We start from the raw sequence: 15771 nt of genomic DNA, 5'->3' as shown, positions 1-15771 counted from the left end.
CGAATCGATGTAAGGAGTTGGGGATGTCGTATACCGAGGAATGGGTGACCGCGCGGGCGCGTGACGCCTACGAGCACGGCCGGGCATCCTTCGATGTACGGCCGGAGCGGGCGGCGTTACTGGTCATCGACATGCAGGATGAATTCATCCGGCCCGGCTGGAGCCCCTACTGGGTGCCGGCTGCGACCCGGATGGCGCCAAGACTGCGTCGGCTGGTCAAGGAATGCCGATCCGCCTCTGTCCCCGTGATCTGGACCATCTTCGACGACACGCATCTCGGACTGGACCGGCCGAAGACCCTGCCTTACCTTCCGCACGCCGACACCGACTGGCGTCGGCCGGGACCAGCCGAAGTGTGGGACCAGATGGGCCGCCGCCCGGACGAGGCCCTGATCCGTAAGCCCTCCTACGGCGCGTTCTACGACACCCCACTCGACACGATGCTCCGCAACCTCGGTCGCGACACGGTCATTGTCACGGGAACTCTCACCAATTACTGCTGTGGCACCACAGCCCGGCAGGCATACGAGCGCGGCTACAAGGTCGTGTTCGGGGCAGACGTCACGGCCACCGACGACGAGTCTCGGCAGGAACCAGAGCTCGCCGTCCTACGCAAAGGCTTCGCACTCGTGTTGACCGCCGAGGAGATCACGAACCAACTGGCCACAGCCGCCGCCCACCTACGAGAGGTAGCCGACAGGGCGAACATTGGCTGATGCGGCACCAGCCACGAGCTACCGGAACGGACACCACCCCGCAGCCGCCGCGCCGTAACTCAAGAAGCACCCAAGCCACCCTCGCCAGCAGTGCACAGCCATACGCAGAGGAAGCCCGAGCCTCGCGCATCACGAGGTCGAACTGCAGTTTCATTACCGTCGTGGCCACTGCAGGGCCACTGAACGCCACTTCGGCGCGGCTCACCGCACCACCAGCCACAACATCCCCGCAGGTCACAGCCTCAGGGGCCACGCCAACCTCGCGCACTTACCGACGTAACGCCAACAGAGTCGCATCCGTTGGGCGAGAGTCCCGCCTGCGGACACCCGAAAAGACGTTTGCGCAGGCCAGAAGGGGTTTCTGACCTGCGCGTGGTGGGGCGGTTGGGACTCGAACCCACGGCCGACGGATTATGAGTCCTTTACGGATCTTCATGATCCTTCCGGGCCTTGCCTCGATCTTCCCGTTTCTGCAGGTCAGAGGCCCTGCCGCGTGCTCGACTTTCTCTCTCTTTCTTGATCTTTCCCGGCCGTTCCGGCCACTTGCGGGCCACCGGGGCCACCTGCTGGCCAGCTCGCGAGTCGATAAGAGGCCTCAAGTCCGGTTGAGCACGGGGGGGGGATTATGGGAGGTCCGGGCGTTTCCCCAGGCTGCCGATCTGCGAGGTTGGCAGACTCGAACCCAGGCGCAGCGGAGTGCCTTACCGGCGCGACAGGATCTCACCCCTGTACCTGACAGAGGCCTGACGGCACATGGCTCACCCCGTCCAGCTAAAGTAGTAACATGTAGTACATGGAGACCACTGCCCGCGAGTTCAATCAGAAGTCGTCGCAGGTCCTCGCCGCTGCTGCACGAGGCGAGACCGTCGTCGTCACCAAGAACGGCGTCGCCGTCGCACGCGTTGTCCCGATCACCGACGACGACATCCCCGCGTACCCGACGGACCCCATGGGTCTCATCGATCTGCCGGAACTCGACCTTCCCGACCTCACCAACGATGAGATCGACGACGTACTCAGGGGGATGGGTTCGTGAGTCTGATCGCAATCGCCGACACCAACGCGCTCTACCGCCTGCTTGACCCGAAACTCACCGGTCACGAGGAACACAGAGAGGCACTGGCAGCGATCGGTCACCTCATCGTCTCCCCCATGGTTCTGGCCGAGCTGGACTACCTGATCACGGCTAGAGGCGGCCCCCGCCAAGCCCTGACCGCGGCCAGGTTCATCGAACGCCACGTGGCCACCCGCCGGTTCGAAGTACCCCCTGTCGCCGAGCACCTCAGCACGGCGATCGCCGTCGCCGAAGGCTACGCAGACGCTGACGGAGGGAAGGGCATTGGATTGACCGATGCCATGAATGTGGCTCTGGCTGCCGCCTACCGAACCGAAGCAATCTTCACCACAGATCGCCACTTCCGCATGGCCCGCCCCCTGACCGGCCACAAGGCCTTCCGACTCCTGCCGGACGACCTCTGAGCCCAGGGCCTGGCAGAGTGACAACGATTCCCACCCAGTGCGCTCCACCCGGGTCACGCGGAGTTGCGTCGAGGATGACCGGCGGCAAGCACAGCCCTGATGTCACCAGCGTCGCGCTCAGGTGTGCACGCTACGCACACACCCCGCGCAAAGGCCGCAGTTTTGCCGGAGCATCTGGCCGTTGGCTTGATGCGGGATGCTGCCTCGCGCATCACGAGGTCGAACTGCAGTTTCATTACCGTCGTGGCCACCATCGGGCCACTGGACACCACTTCGGCGCGGCTCACCGCATCAACAGCCACAACATCCCCGCAGGTCACAGCCTCAGGAGCCACTCCAGCCCCACCCGTTCACCGAAGCAACGCCAACAGAGTCGAATCCGTTGGGCAAGAGTCCCACCTGCGGACACCCGAAAAGACGTTTGCGCAGGCCAGAAGGGGTTTCTGACCTGCGCGTGGTGGGGCGGGTGGGACTCGAACCCACGGCCGACGGATTATGAGTCCCTTGCCGATCTTCCTGATCTTGCCGCAACCTTCCCGTTTATGCAGGTCAGAGCAGCTAAACGGACTCCTGGATGCCCGCCCCCGTCCGCCTGTTTCCCGTCCTTTCCTGATCCTTCCGTCCACTGCGTGTCCACTGGAGGCGCGCTCGTGCCTGCCCTGATGGACCGCTGACCGGGCGCGTTGGCCATGCCCGCAGGTCGAGGGCAACACGTGGGAGAGCTTTTGAACTGCAGCACAGCGGAGTGCCTTACCGGCGCAGCGGGCTCCGGCCCCCTGTACCCGGGGGTGGAGCCGTGCGGCTTCTTGCAGGTCAGCCCGCCGTTTCCCAGCGTAGTGCGGGTCCCTCCGTTCACGCCGCCTTCGTACGCCTGAGTTCGGATGGTGCGTACTGGCCGGCCCCGGGTGATCCAGTGTCGACCTCTCCCACCTGCGACTCCAACCAGGCTGGGCAACCCACGTCCGCCACAGAAGGCGGCGAGGCGGAGTCGGGCTACCGGCAGCCTGTAACCCGCGTCGCCGCAAAGTAGGCCCGGTCCTTCCGGGGAGCTTTCGATTCCCTTGGCCTGGATCAGCTCACCGAGACCCCGCCAAGAAACTGGCGGGGTCTCACGCAGTCGCTGGTTTACGTCAGCAACGGAATGCCGACATGATCAGGAGAGCCGCTCGATGATCATGGCCATGCCCTGCCCCCCGCCCACGCACATGGTTTCGAGGCCGTACTGCTTGTCGTGGAACTGCAGGGAGTTGATCAGGGTCGTGGTGATGCGGGCGCCGGTCATACCGAACGGGTGCCCCACGGCGATCGCACCGCCGTTGACGTTGACCTTGTCGAGCGGGATGTCCAGCTCGCGCGCCGACCCGAGCACCTGCACTGCGAAGGCCTCGTTGATCTCCACCAGGTCGATGTCGCTGATGGACATCCCAGCGTTGGCCAGGGCGTTTCGGGTGGCCCCGATCGGTCCCAGACCCATGACCTCGGGAGACAGGCCGGTGATGCCCGTTGAAACGATCCGGGCAAGGGGGGTGAGGCCTAGCTCCTTGGCCTTGATGTCGCTCATGATCACGACTGCGGCGGCGCCGTCGTTGAGCGGGCAGGCATTGCCCGCGGTGACCGTCCCGTCGGGCCGGAATACCGGCTTCAACTGGGAGACGGCCTCCAGGGTGGTGCCCGGCCGTGGCCCGTCGTCCTGGCTCATCACCGTGCCGTCGGGGAGGGGAACCGGCACGATCTCGCGCTCCCAGAAGCCGTTCACCCGGGCCTTCTCGGTGAGGTGCTGCGAGCGCACCGCAAACTCGTCCTGCTCCTGACGGCTGATGCCCCTGAGCTGGGCCACGTTCTCGGCCGTCTGTCCCATGCTGATGTAGATGTCAGGCAGCAGTCCATCAGTTATCGGGTCGTGCCAGGGCTCCGCGTCGGCCTCGGACCGGTGGTCGGTCCGGGCGAGTGCCTCGGCGAAGAGCGGGTTCTTCGTGTCCGGCAGGCCGTCGGAGCGCCCGGTGGCCGTGGACCGACTCACCGACTCGACGCCGGCCGAGATGAACACGTTGCCCTCGCCGGCCTTGATCGCGTGGAAGGCCATACGGGTCGTCTGCAGACTCGACGAGCAGTAGCGGTTGACTGTGGTGCCGGGAACCTCTGGCAGCCCTGCCAGAAGCGAAACCACGCGCGCCATGTTGTAGCCGGATTCCCCGGCCGGCTGGCCGCATCCGAGCATCAGGTCGTCGATCTGCGCTCGGTCGAGTGACGGCAACGTGTCCAGGGCCGCGGTGACCATGCGGGCCGCGAGGTCGTCGGGCCGCACTTCCTTCAGGGATCCCTTGACGGCTCGCCCGATCGGGGAACGTGCGGTCGCGACGATGACTGCTTCAGGCATGGGTGGACGTCCTTCTGTTGATGGCGGCCTTGGCTGCGCTGATCAGGGCACTGGGATTGGCGTGGTCGGGGTAGAGGTCGAGCATCCGGCTGATGACGTCGCGTGCGCTGTCGGCCTGGTCGACCGCCTGGATGAACTCCGCGATGTAGGAGCGGGTGGCCCCGAGCGAGGCCACCAGGTCGTCGTCGGGTAGCTCGGGACGTTTGTGTCCGGCCACGACCCTGCGAGGCGAGAGGGCGGCGATCGCGTCAATGCTCGCGATCCACTGGGGCCACTCGTCAGGGCCGGAGGCACCCAGGAACGGGTGTACGCCGTTGTAGACGACATCCCCGGCGACAACAGCGTCGATGCACGGGACGTGGACCACGGTGTTGTCGGGGATGTCCCCCTGACCGATGGTCATCACGTGCAAGACCTCACCGTCCACGGTGAGGCGACTGCCGTCGAGCGGTTCGGGAACGATCGTGTTGTCCAGCGCCAGTCCCTCGAACCTGGCCCGCCACGTGGTCCGGGCCGCCTCGAGCCCCCGGCGGATCGCATCGGCCACGGGCGGCGCGGCGACCGGCTTCGCGTCGGGGAACCGCTTGAGCAGGGCCCCGAGCCCCAGGTAGTGGTCGGGGTGGGCGTGGGTGATGCAGATCGCGCTGAGTGCCTTCCCGTGCCGGGTCACCCGAGCCGCGATCTCGTCGACGTCCTCGCGTGCGTACCCGGTGTCGATGAGGACCGCTTCGGTGGGTCCCATGACCAGGGTGGCAGTGGTCGGCGAGAACGATCCGCCACCGGGGAGGTCCCGCAGGGGACTGGTGTAAACGTCGAGGGCCAATGCAGCCATCGTGCTGTGTCCTTTCGCGTGGTCGCCAGGTCAGAGGATCCGGTGCCGAACGGTGAGTGCGGACAGGGCCGCCCGCGCCCGCTCCGCGGAGCCGGGGTCGTCGTCGAGGAGGGTTACGCCGACATCGACGCCCGCAGCGCCCTGGTCCTCCGCAGCCAGCTCGTAGCACCCCTGGAGCCCGGCCTCGTCGAGCAGTCGTCCGAAAGCCCTGACGATCGCATCGAGGCGGATCCGGTTCTTCCTGACCTTGCCGACCGCAGTCCTGGGCAGCTCGTCCATGAGGAAGTACTCCCGCGGCAGAGCTGCCCGTTCCCTCACCTGCTGCCGCATGTGCGCAGCGAGATCGACGAGGTCGAGGGCAGCGCCGCCGACGGGTACTACATACGCGACCGGCACCTCGCCGGCGTCCGCATCGGGCATGCCGACAACCGAGGCGTCTGCCACACGGGGGTGCTGGAAGAGCGCCTCCTCGATGGGAGCGGGGTCGATGTTGTGCCCGCCGCGGATGATGACGTCCTTCAGGCGGCCGGTGATGCGGAGGAAACCGTTCGCCTCCCGGCTGGCGAGGTCACCGGTGTTCAGCCAGCCGTCCTCGAGCAGGGCGCCCTCGTCCTGCAGGGCATCCACGTACCCGGCGAACACCGACGGCCCTCGCAGGTGCAGGATGCCGGGTTCACCGGGTGCGCATTCGACGAGCTCGCCGCCTCCGCCCCCACGAACGACCCGCGCGTCGGTGTACGGGACCGGCATCCCGACGACACCTGCGACTGGTTCCACTCCGCGCGGGCACGAGACGACCGCCCCGGACGTCTCGGTCAGCCCGTAGCCCTCCACGATCGCCACCCCTGTCAACTTCCTGAACCGGTTGGCGATCTCGGCGGACAACGGGGCGGAGCCGCTGGACACCCGTTTGACGGGGTGGTGCGCAGGGATGGCCTCCGGCCGCTGGACCAAGCGATTCGCGATCGTGGGCAGCAAGGGCACGCTCTCCACGTCGAAACGCTGGACGAGAGCCCAGAAGTTGTCGATGACGCCGGTTCCCCGCCATCCACCGGATGTGGGCAGGACTGTCGTGCCGCCCAAGGCCAGGGCCGTGAGCTGGCTGACCGCCAGGCCGTGGACGTGGAACATCGGCGATGCGCTGAAGCGCACGACGCCGATGGGCACCCGGTGTGAGATCGCGGAGGCCCAGCTGGCGTAGATCTGGCCGCCGTGCGTGACCTTCGCGAGCTTGGGTGCGCCGATGGTCCCACCAGTGGCGAAGATCCCGCCGACTGTGTCCGGGCGGATGTCCCGCGGACGCTGAAGCGCGTCTCCGTCGTACCGGTTGAGCTCGTCCTCCAACTGCAGGATCCGCACCCCGCGAGGGGCAGGACCCGTGCGGGCCCCGCCGGCCCGGATCACCGTTTCGACGCACGGTGCGTTCTCCAGGATCTCGTCGACCTTCGGCCAGGGGTCGGTGACGGCATCGCCTCCGAAGGTGATGAGGATGCGTGAGCCGATGGCACTGATCAGGTCGCCGAGGAGCTTCGGGTCGAGCATCCAGTTCAGCGGGTTAGCGATGCCGGCGGTCTGAGCGCCCCAGAGCGCGAACTGGGGTTCCGGAGTGCCCGCGGTCAGGATCGAGACCGGATCATTCCCGGTGACGCCCAGGTCTTGGAACAGGTTTGCTGCCTGGGTGATCTTCCGGAGTGTCTCTCGGTGGCTGACGTGGACGGCAGTGTCTGGGTCCCTGGCATCCGGGATGTAGGTGAGGGCCGCCCGGTCCGGGGCGATCATGGCCCCGTTGCGGATGTAGTCGTACACGCTCGAGGGCAGTCCCCGTGCCGCGAAGGGGGTGCGTTCGTACTCCGCGATGAGTTCACGTGTGGACAGGTCCACGGGAGCCCAGTACGCCGGGACGGGGCCGACGTGCTCGGTGTCGGGGGCCACCGAATGGCCCGACGTGTGCGTCATGCTGGAATCCCCTTCGGCTGCTGATGGAGGTTCTTCGTGGTCCTGCTGATCAGGACACAGCGGCGAAGCGCGCAAATGCTTCCTGGGCTTCGCGGCTGGCGAGCCGCTCGGCGAACTCCGCGTTCTCCGCGGCGAGGGCGGCCTGCACGCCCTGATCACGGTGGCCGCGGAGCAACTCCTTCGTCGCCCGGACCGAGGCCGCGGGGAGCCGTGCCAGGGTGCATGCCCGGGCCGTGGCCTCGGCCAGCGCGTCGCCGCTCGCGACGACCCGATTGATGAGGCCGACCTCGAGGGCCGGTTGAGCGTCGAACATCTCGCCGAGGAGCAGGAGCTCGGCGGCCTTCTTATCTCCGCCGAGGCGCGGTAGCAGGTAACTTGACCCGCCCTCAGGAGTCAGACCGAGTGCAGTGAACGGGAAGCGGAACCGACTGTCGGCACCGGCGTACGCGAGGTCGCAGTGCAGCAGCATGGTCGCTCCGATTCCCACGGCGTATCCCTCGACGGCCGCGATCACCGGGGTGCGGGTCGCGCGGAGGGCAGCGAACAGCAGCTGACCTCCGCGTGGTTCGGGACGCGGCGTACGCCGGAAGTCGGCGATGTCGTTGCCGCTGGTGAAGTTCCCCTGGGCACCGGTGATGATCAGCACCCGGACGCCTGGGTCGACGTCTGCCTCTCCCAAGGACTCCACCATCGCGAGGTAAGTCGCATGGTTCAGGGCGTTGCGCTTGTCCGGCCTGTCAATCGTGAGGAGGCGCACGCCCTCATGGACGTCCTCAATACGTAGTGTGGTCATCGCAGTGGTTCCTCTCCGCTCACGGGACGAGCAAGGACAGCGTCTCGGCGACGCAGACCGGCCTGTCTCCGCCCTTGCGCTCGACTGTGACGCGCGTACGGCAACGGGCCCCGGTGGCCCCCTTGTTGACATGCAGCAGCTCGGCGCCCACGCGGACCCGCGATCCGACCGGCACGATGGCCGGGAACCGCACCGACTCGATGCCGTAGTTGATGCCCATCCGCAATCCGTCGACGCGATAGACCTGCTGCAGGAGGGTCGGCAGGAGCGAAACGGTCAGGAATCCATGGGCGATGGTCGTGCCGAACGGCCCCTTCGCTGCGCGCTCGCGGTCCAAGTGAATCCACTGGTGATCCCCGGTGGCTTCGGCGAACCGATCGATCTGCTCCTGGGAGACGAAGTGCCAGCCGCTGTAGCCGAGGTGGGTGCCGACGGCACGCTCGAGGTCGGCGATGCCGGCGAGGATCCTCATGCCTGGCTCCGGCTCTCAGCGGCACCGAGCAGCCGGACCCGGTCACGGTCGGGTTGCATGAACAGCATCGCCAGGACCGCGAAGACGCCTGCCGCGGCACCGAGGATCTGGAAGACCAAGGCAAAGCCGGCGGCCGGAGTTGCTGCGTGGTCGACGATGACACCGGCGAGCCACGGGGCGATGAGTCCGCCCACCGCCATGATCGCCATGTACACACCGAGGGTGCCGGCGAGCTGGTGCTGCGGACAGATCACCGAGACCGCTGTGTTCAGCAGGGGTGCGGCCGCGGATGCGATGCCGTACGCGAGGGAGATCAGGGCGACTACGAGCAGAGGGGAGTCGATGTACGGAACGAACAGCAGGATGGCCGCGCACACCAGCACGCCGCCGGCGGCCAGGACGCTCCGGGCCTTCCGCACCGTTGCGCCCCGGGTGATCATGCGGTCGCTGAGGCGCGACGCGGTCAGCATGTACACAAGCGCCACCAGGCTGGGGATGCCGAATAGCGATCCAGCCTGCTGAGCCGTGAACCCGAGGCCCAGTTCGAAGTACGACGGCAGCCAGGTCAGGATCACGGTCTGTAGTGCGTAGTAGGCCATGAACAGCAGGGCACCGAAGACGAACGTGGGCGTCCGGATAATCGAAGCCCACCGCACCGACTCGGTCGTGGTCGACTCCGTCGAGCCGTGCTTGCCGCCGGCGTACGGCCCATCGGACCACGTGGCCAGCCACACGGCGCACCAGACGAGACCGAGGACGGCCGTCGTGATCAGCGTCGCTCGCCAACCGTGGGAGATGGTGACCCAGGTGAGCACGGGGGCGAAGATGATCTTCGCGATCGAGATCGCGCTGAGCAGCAGGGCGCTGGGGAAACCGCGCTTGGCGGGGGCGTGCCAGGAGTAGACACTCGTGTGCATGAGTGCCGAGCTCGGCCCCTCGGCGAAACCGAGGAGCATGCGGCTCGCGATCAGCGCGGCGAGGGTGCCCGCCACGACGACGGGCAGCACCGAGGCGGACCAGATGACCGCCAGTGCCAGCAGGGCCCACCGGAGCCCCAGCCAGCGACTCAGCAGGCCGGAGGTAAAGCCGCCCAGGGTGAAGAGCAGGAAGAACAGACTGCCTACCATGCCGATCTGGGAAGCGGTCAGTCCGAGTTCGCGCGCGAGTGGCTGGGCAATGATCCCGAACACGGCCTTGTCGGCGTAGTTGATCATGTAAAGCAGGATGACGACACCGGTCATCGACCATGCCTTGAGGCCACTGGCCGGCCGCTGCGGCGCCTGTGAGCTGGATTCCGAGACGCGTTCTATGTGCACAGGAGTCTGTCCTTCCGGAGTCGGGGACGACGATGCGCCCCGGCACTGTGGGTGGACCACCCGAATATGTGATGTGCGCCACCACTGTCGATTCTTGTCAGAGCGCCGGACCTGGTCAGTAGGACTTCGGCGATGCCTGGTGCCGGAATCTTCCGACAGGGGCCCCGCAGCGGGAACGCCGGAAACCGGAGCCGGGGCTGTTCCGTGCGAGCACGCCCGACGCCGATTTCCGTGGCGTCGTCACGGCCGTGAGGCCGGATCAGTCGAACGACTCCTTGCCCTGGGCCACGAGCCGCTCCAGCAACGGGGCCGGCGTCCAGGACGCTCCGTGGACGGCCTCGAACTGCTGGATGCGTTGCAGCACCTCGGCGAGACCCACCGTCTGGGCGTAATACATCGGACCACCCCGGAACGCGGGGAAGCCGTAGCCGTCGACGTACACCACGTCGATGTCGGAGGCGCGCTGAGCGATGCCGTCACCGAGGATCCGGGCACCCTCGTTGACGAGCGCGAGCACGCAGCGGTCGATGATCTCGGAGTCGCCGATCTCGTGCAGCTGGATGCCGTCCTCCGTGGCGCACTGTCGGATGACCTGGTCCACGGCCGGGTCAGGGATCGGCTTCCGGCTGTCCGACGCGTAGCGGTAGTACCCTGCGCCGGACTTCTGGCCGAAGCGGCCAGCCTCGCAGAGCACGTCGGCCACCCTGGAGTAGCGCAGGCCCTTGTCGCGGGTGGGCGCCAGTCGCTTGCGCGCGGCCCAGCCGATGTCGAGACCCGCGAGGTCGGACATCGCGAAGGGGCCCATGGCCAAGCCGAAGGCCTGCAGTGCCTGGTCGACCCGTTCCGGGGTCGCGCCCTCCTCCAGGAGGAAGTCGGCCTCGCGGCGGTACGGCGTGAGCATCCGGTTGCCGATGAAGCCGTCGCACACCTTCGAGAGCACCGGGACCTTGTCGATCCGGCGGGCCATGGCGATGCTCGTCACCACGGCGTCGTCGGCGGTCGCCGCACCGCGGACGACCTCGAGCAGCTTCATCACGTGCGCGGGACTGAAGAAGTGCAGCCCGATCACGTCCTGGGGGCGCGACACCGAGCGGGCGAGCTCGTCGATGTCGAGGCGGGACGTGTTCGACGCCAGGACGGCTCCGGGCTTGGCGATGACGTCCAGCTTGGTGAAGACCTCCTTCTTCACGGCCATGTCCTCGAACACCGCCTCGACGACCAGGTCCGCATGCGCCACCGAGTCGAGGTCCAGAGCGGGGGTGATGAGGGCGAGCCGCTCCTCCACCTGGTGGGCGGCGAGGCGGCCCTTGGCTGCGGTCGCCTCGTAGTTGCGCTTCACCATCGCCATGCCGCGCTCCAGCGCCGCCCGGTCCTGCTCAACGAGCGCGACGGCGAGGCCGCTGTTCGCGAATGCCATCGCGATGCCGGTGCCCATCGTTCCGGCGCCGATCACGGCCACGCGCTCGATGTTCCTAGGCCGCACGGACGGTGCGATGTCGGTGACCTTGGCGGCCTCCTTCTCCGCGAAGAAGGTGTGGCGGAGGGCCTTGGCCTCGGGGCTCTCAAGCAGACGGAGGAAGGTGGCACGCTCGAGCGCGAGGCCCTCCTCGATAGGGAGTCGAGTGGCCGTCTCCACCGAGTCGATGGCGGCCAGCTGGGCAATGCCGTTACGGGTGCTGGGACGAACCAGCCGGCGGGCGGCTGCGAAGTCCGCGCCGTCCGCGACCACGGGCGGAAGATCGTCCAGCCGAGGCTGTGCTCCTGCGAGCTCGCCGTCATCGAGGAAGTCCAGCGCGGCCTCGAGCACGTCACCGTCGACGCAGGCGTCGATCATGCCGAGCTCGGCAGCACGCGTTGCGCGGACGGTGGCGCCGTTCTGGATCAGCTCCAGCGCCGCAGGCGTGCCGATGAGGCGCGGCAGGCGCTGCGTCCCGCCGGCGCCCGGCAGCAGGCCAACGTTGACCTCGGGCAGGCCGATGGTGGCGTCCCGGTGCGCGATGCGGTGGCTGCACGCCAGGGCCAGCTCGTAGCCGCCACCGAGCGCGAACCCGTGGATGGCGGCAACCACCGGCTTCGGGAGCGCCAGGATCTGCTGGAACACCTCGGACACGGCCGGCCTCACCGAGGCGGCCGGGGTGCCGAACTGCCTCAGATCCGCGCCGCCGCAGAAGCCTTTGCCCTCGCCGACGATGACCACGGCCCGGACGGCGTCGTCGGTGGCGGCCGCGGCGATGCCGGCGGCCAGTCCGGTGCGGAGCGTGTCACCCAGGCCGTTCACCGGGGGATTGGCCAGCCGGATAACGGCGACGTGGCCATGGGTCTCGTAGTGGATTGTGGTGGACAGCCCGACGGTCTCGGTTGTGCCTGGCATGGTGCTCACCTCTCTCGTTTCGCGGCTCAACGGCCCTTGAAGACCGCTTCGCGGCGCTCGATGAACGACTGGATGCCTTCCTTGCAGTCGTCGGAGTCCATGACCTTGTCGCGGATCGCCGGGATCTGGGCGATGGCGGCCTGCTCCGCCGCATCGAGGAAGGCCATGGCCCCGACCTTGGTCGCACGGATGCCCAGTGGCGCGTTGGTGCAGATCTCCCGGGCGAGCTCGATGGCCCGGTCGTGCTGCCGGCCGAACGGGACGACCTCCTGCACGAAGCCGAGTCGCAGCGCCTCCTTGGCGTCGAACCGGTCGCACAGGAACAGGTGGTACATCGCGTTGCCCCAGCCGGTGCGGGTGAGGTAGCGGAAGTGGGCGCCGCCGATCGGTGCGATGCCGCGCTTGGACTCGAGCTGCTGGAACACGGCCGTGTCGGCAGCGACGACGACGTCCGCCGCGAGCATCATCTCGATGCCCACGGTGAAGGTCAGGCCCTGGACGACGGCGATCACCGGCTTGGTGCACCGGCGGCCCAGGCCGAACGGGTCGACCTTTGCCGGGTCGCGCGGCTTCGCAGTCGCGGTCGGGCCGAAGAACTTGGGCATGTCGAGGCCGGCGGTCGTGTCCTTGCCGGCGGAGCAGAAGACGGCGACCCAGAGCTCGTCGTCCTCCTCGAACCGGGTCAGGTGCTCGCTGAGCTGCTCCATCATCTCGGGTGTGTACGAGTTCTTCTTCGACTCGTTCTCGACGGTGATGACGGCGATCCGGCCGTCGATCCGGATCGTGACCTCACCGGGCTTGCTCTCGCTCATGGAGTTGCTCCTCGCATCGTCGGGTTCTCGGGTCAGATCGCGGTCGCGCCGCCGTCGACGGCGAGGGTCTGGCCGGTGATGTGCTTGCCGGCGTTGCTCGTGAACAGCAGCGCCGCCCCCTTGAGGTCGTCGCCGTCACCGATGCGGCCCTGGGGGACGCGAGCGACGATCTGGTCGAGACGGTTCTCGAGCGTTCCGCGCGTCATGTCGGAGGGGAAGAAGCCGGGCGCGAGCGCATTGACGTTGATGCCGTACGGCGCCCACTCGGCTGCCAGGGCACGCGTGAAGTTGATGACCGCGGCCTTGCTGGTGTTGTAGGCGATGGTTTTGGCCGACGAGGGGGCGTTGCCCCGGAGCCCCGCGATCGACGCGACGTTCAGGATGCGGCCGTAGCCGGCCGGGATCATGGAGAGCTTGGCGACCTGCTGCGAAAGCAGGAAGATCGAGCGGACGTTGAGGTTCATCACCTTGTCCCAGGCGGCGAGCGGGTGGTCCTCGGTGCGCGCTCCCCAGGTGGCGCCAGCGTTGTTGACCAGGATGTCGATCTTGCCAAGGCGCTCCATCGCATCCTCGGCGAGGCGGACCACTTGGTCCTCCTTGCCGCAGTCGGCAGCGATCCATTCCGCCTTCGCGCCCAGGCCGGAGAGGTGCCGCTGGGCGCTCTCCAGGGAGTCGGCCTTGCGGGAGCTGATCAGTACGTGGGCGCCCTGGGCCCCGAGGGCCTCGGCAATCTGCAGGCCGATTCCACGGGATCCGCCCGTTACGAGGGCGGTGCGTCCTTCGAGGCTGAAGAGGCCGTTGGCAGTGCTCATGTTCGTTCCTTCGTCGTGGGTGAGCGGATGGATCGGATGGGGACCGGCGTCAGCGGTCGATCGCGGCAGGGTCCATGAGCACTGCGGTCGACGATCGCGCGCGCAGGAGCAGCGCGGCCGTGTTCGGCAGCAATTTGTCGAAGTAGAAGTGCGCGAGTGCGAGTTGGCGCTTGTGGAAAGGGGTGGCAGCGGGGCCGAGAGCCACGACGTGCTCGGCGGCCTGCGCCCAGAACCGGGCAAACAGGTAGTGGCCGATGAGTTCCAAGTAGTCGACCGCGCTGGTGCCCACGCGGAACTCGTCCTGCTCGGTCCCGACCATCAGGTCGCGGGTCAGCTCGCGGATGTCCTGGGTCAGGGTGTCCAGCGTCAGCGCGAACGGCACGAGGTCAGGCGTCTCGGCGATCCGGTCGGTGAACTGCGCCACCAGCTCCAGGAGTTGCTCCATTCGACGCCCACCGTCGCCGATGACCTTGCGGGCGAGCAGGTCATGCGACTGCACCCCGTTGGTGCCCTCGTAGATCGGCAGGATCCGGGCGTCGCGCAGGCACTGCTCGACGCCATAGTCGGTGATGTAGCCCGCGCCGCCCAGCACCTGCATGGCAAGTGAGGAGACGTCGACAGCGCGGTCGGAGACGAAGGCCTTGGCCACGGGCGTCAGGAGGGACAGATGGTCTTCGGCCAGACTCCGGACCTCGAGATCTGTCGCGTTCCGGCGCAGGTCGGTCTGCAGGGCGAGCCAGTAGAGGAACATGCGGGCCCCACCCACCCAGGCCTGCTGGGTCAGGAGCATGCGGCGGACGTCGGGCTGGTTGATGATCGGATCGGCTGGCTTGGCCGGGTCGCGCAGCGACGAAGGGGCCCGCGACTGCAGTCGTTCCCGGGAGTACGCAAGGGCTGCCTGCACCGCCCGTTCGGCGACGCCGAGGGCCATCACCCCTGTGCCGAGGCGGGCGCCGTTCATCATCACGAACATCGCGGCCAGGCCCTTGTTCTCCTGGCCGACGAGGTGGCCGACCGCGCCGTCGAACCGCAGGACACACGTCGCGCTGCCGTGGAGGCCCATCTTCGACTCGATCCCGTCGCAATGCACCCCGTTGGCGCGACCGGGCCCGCCGTCGTCGGTGAGCTGGTGCTTGGGCACCACGAAGAGGCTGATTCCGCGGGTCCCCTCCGGCGCATCGGGCGTCCGGGCAAGGACGAGGTGCACGATGTTGTCGGTGAGGTCGTGGTCGCCGGAGGTGATGAAGATCTTGGTGCCCGAGATCAGGTAGGTACCGTCGGCCTGCGGTTCGGCCCGGGTGGTCAGCATGCCGAGGTCGGTGCCGCAGTGTGGTTCGGTGAGGCACATCGTGCCGGTCCAGCGGCCGGAGGCCAGGTTCGGGAGGTACGTCTGCTTGAGCTCGTCGCCGGCGTTGGCGTTGAGGCATCGGTACACACCGGCGGAGAGGCTGGTGTAGAGCGCCCAGGAAGGATTGGCCGACGCGAGCATCTCCTTGATGAGGGAGCCCACGACATTGGGGAGACCGCCGCCCCCGTCGCGCTCGTCGGCGTCGACTGCCGGCCAGCCGCCGGCGACGTACTTCTCGTAGGCGTCCTGGAACCCATCGGGAGTGTGCACACCCTCCTCGTCCCGCCGGCAACCCTGCACATCCCCGGGGGCGTTGAGCGGGGCGATGACCTCGGCACAGATCTCGCCGGCACCCTCGATGACACCGTCGATCGTGTCGCGGTCGATCTCGATGCCGGCCGATGTCAGGACCGAGGCGGCGTCGAGCACCTCGTGGAGCGCGAAACGCATGTCTCGCAGGGGCGGCGTGTAGGTCATCGGGGCTGTC

Annotated in this window: 13 protein-coding genes; 3 read left to right on the top strand and 10 right to left on the bottom strand. The window is 67.6% G+C overall.

Annotation, left to right across the window (positions count from 1 at the left end):
* Positions 1–23: 23 nt before the first annotated feature.
* The 3 genes from RCO28_RS01310 to RCO28_RS01300 all read left to right on the top strand — a co-directional run bounded on the left by RCO28_RS01310 (position 24) and on the right by RCO28_RS01300 (position 2195).
* The gene (locus tag RCO28_RS01310) at positions 24–716 is read left to right on the top strand and encodes an isochorismatase family cysteine hydrolase (RefSeq protein ID WP_308939017.1); all 693 of its coding nucleotides are present in this window, start codon (positions 24–26) and stop codon (positions 714–716) included.
* Positions 717–1509: 793 nt separating this feature from the next.
* Complete coding sequence (locus RCO28_RS01305; protein WP_308939016.1) at positions 1510–1752, top strand: type II toxin-antitoxin system prevent-host-death family antitoxin; 243 nt, start codon at positions 1510–1512, stop codon at positions 1750–1752.
* Entirely contained in the window at positions 1749–2195 is a 447-nt protein-coding gene (locus tag RCO28_RS01300; protein WP_308939015.1) for a PIN domain-containing protein, read from the top strand. Before RCO28_RS01305 ends, RCO28_RS01300 begins: the two co-directional genes overlap by 4 nt.
* 1153 nt (positions 2196–3348) lie before the next feature.
* On the opposite strand, the gene RCO28_RS01295 is transcribed toward RCO28_RS01300, so the two are convergent.
* From RCO28_RS01295 to RCO28_RS01250, 10 genes are all read right to left on the bottom strand, one after another.
* Positions 3349–4572, bottom strand: a complete 1224-nt coding sequence (locus tag RCO28_RS01295; protein ID WP_308939014.1) for an acetyl-CoA C-acetyltransferase — start codon at positions 4570–4572, stop codon at positions 3349–3351.
* Positions 4565–5404 (bottom strand): MBL fold metallo-hydrolase, encoded by an 840-nt coding sequence (locus tag RCO28_RS01290; protein WP_308939013.1) that lies wholly within the window; start codon positions 5402–5404, stop codon positions 4565–4567. Before RCO28_RS01290 ends, RCO28_RS01295 begins: the two co-directional genes overlap by 8 nt.
* 30 nt (positions 5405–5434) lie before the next feature.
* Positions 5435–7360 (bottom strand): AMP-binding protein, encoded by a 1926-nt coding sequence (locus RCO28_RS01285; protein WP_308939012.1) that lies wholly within the window; start codon positions 7358–7360, stop codon positions 5435–5437.
* 49 nt (positions 7361–7409) lie between these two features.
* Complete coding sequence (locus tag RCO28_RS01280) at positions 7410–8153, bottom strand: enoyl-CoA hydratase-related protein (protein WP_308939011.1); 744 nt, start codon at positions 8151–8153, stop codon at positions 7410–7412.
* Between the two features lie 19 nt (positions 8154–8172).
* Positions 8173–8625, bottom strand: coding sequence for a MaoC family dehydratase (locus RCO28_RS01275; protein WP_308939010.1), 453 nt, complete (start codon positions 8623–8625; stop codon positions 8173–8175).
* Complete coding sequence (locus RCO28_RS01270) at positions 8622–9866, bottom strand: MFS transporter (protein ID WP_308939009.1); 1245 nt, start codon at positions 9864–9866, stop codon at positions 8622–8624. Before RCO28_RS01270 ends, RCO28_RS01275 begins: the two co-directional genes overlap by 4 nt.
* Before the next feature lie 334 nt (positions 9867–10200).
* Positions 10201–12312 carry a 3-hydroxyacyl-CoA dehydrogenase NAD-binding domain-containing protein gene (locus RCO28_RS01265; RefSeq protein WP_308939008.1) on the bottom strand — a complete coding sequence of 704 codons (2112 nt, stop codon included), beginning with the start codon at positions 12310–12312 and terminating at the stop codon, positions 10201–10203.
* Positions 12313–12338: 26 nt separating this feature from the next.
* The gene (locus RCO28_RS01260) at positions 12339–13124 is read right to left on the bottom strand and encodes a crotonase/enoyl-CoA hydratase family protein (protein ID WP_308939007.1); all 786 of its coding nucleotides are present in this window, start codon (positions 13122–13124) and stop codon (positions 12339–12341) included.
* A 32-nt stretch (positions 13125–13156) separates the two neighbouring features.
* Positions 13157–13936, bottom strand: a complete 780-nt coding sequence (locus RCO28_RS01255) for an SDR family oxidoreductase (protein ID WP_308939006.1) — start codon at positions 13934–13936, stop codon at positions 13157–13159.
* A gap of 49 nt (positions 13937–13985) precedes the next feature.
* Positions 13986–15761, bottom strand: coding sequence for an acyl-CoA dehydrogenase family protein (locus RCO28_RS01250; protein WP_308939005.1), 1776 nt, complete (start codon positions 15759–15761; stop codon positions 13986–13988).
* Positions 15762–15771: the final 10 nt, after the last annotated feature.

Origin of the sequence: Streptomyces sp. LHD-70 (genome assembly GCF_031157275.1) — a bacterium.
Classification (GTDB): domain Bacteria; phylum Actinomycetota; class Actinomycetes; order Streptomycetales; family Streptomycetaceae; genus Streptomyces.
The sequence above is the reverse complement of the archived record's forward strand: the minus strand, read 5'-3'. Positions and strand labels throughout refer to the sequence as shown.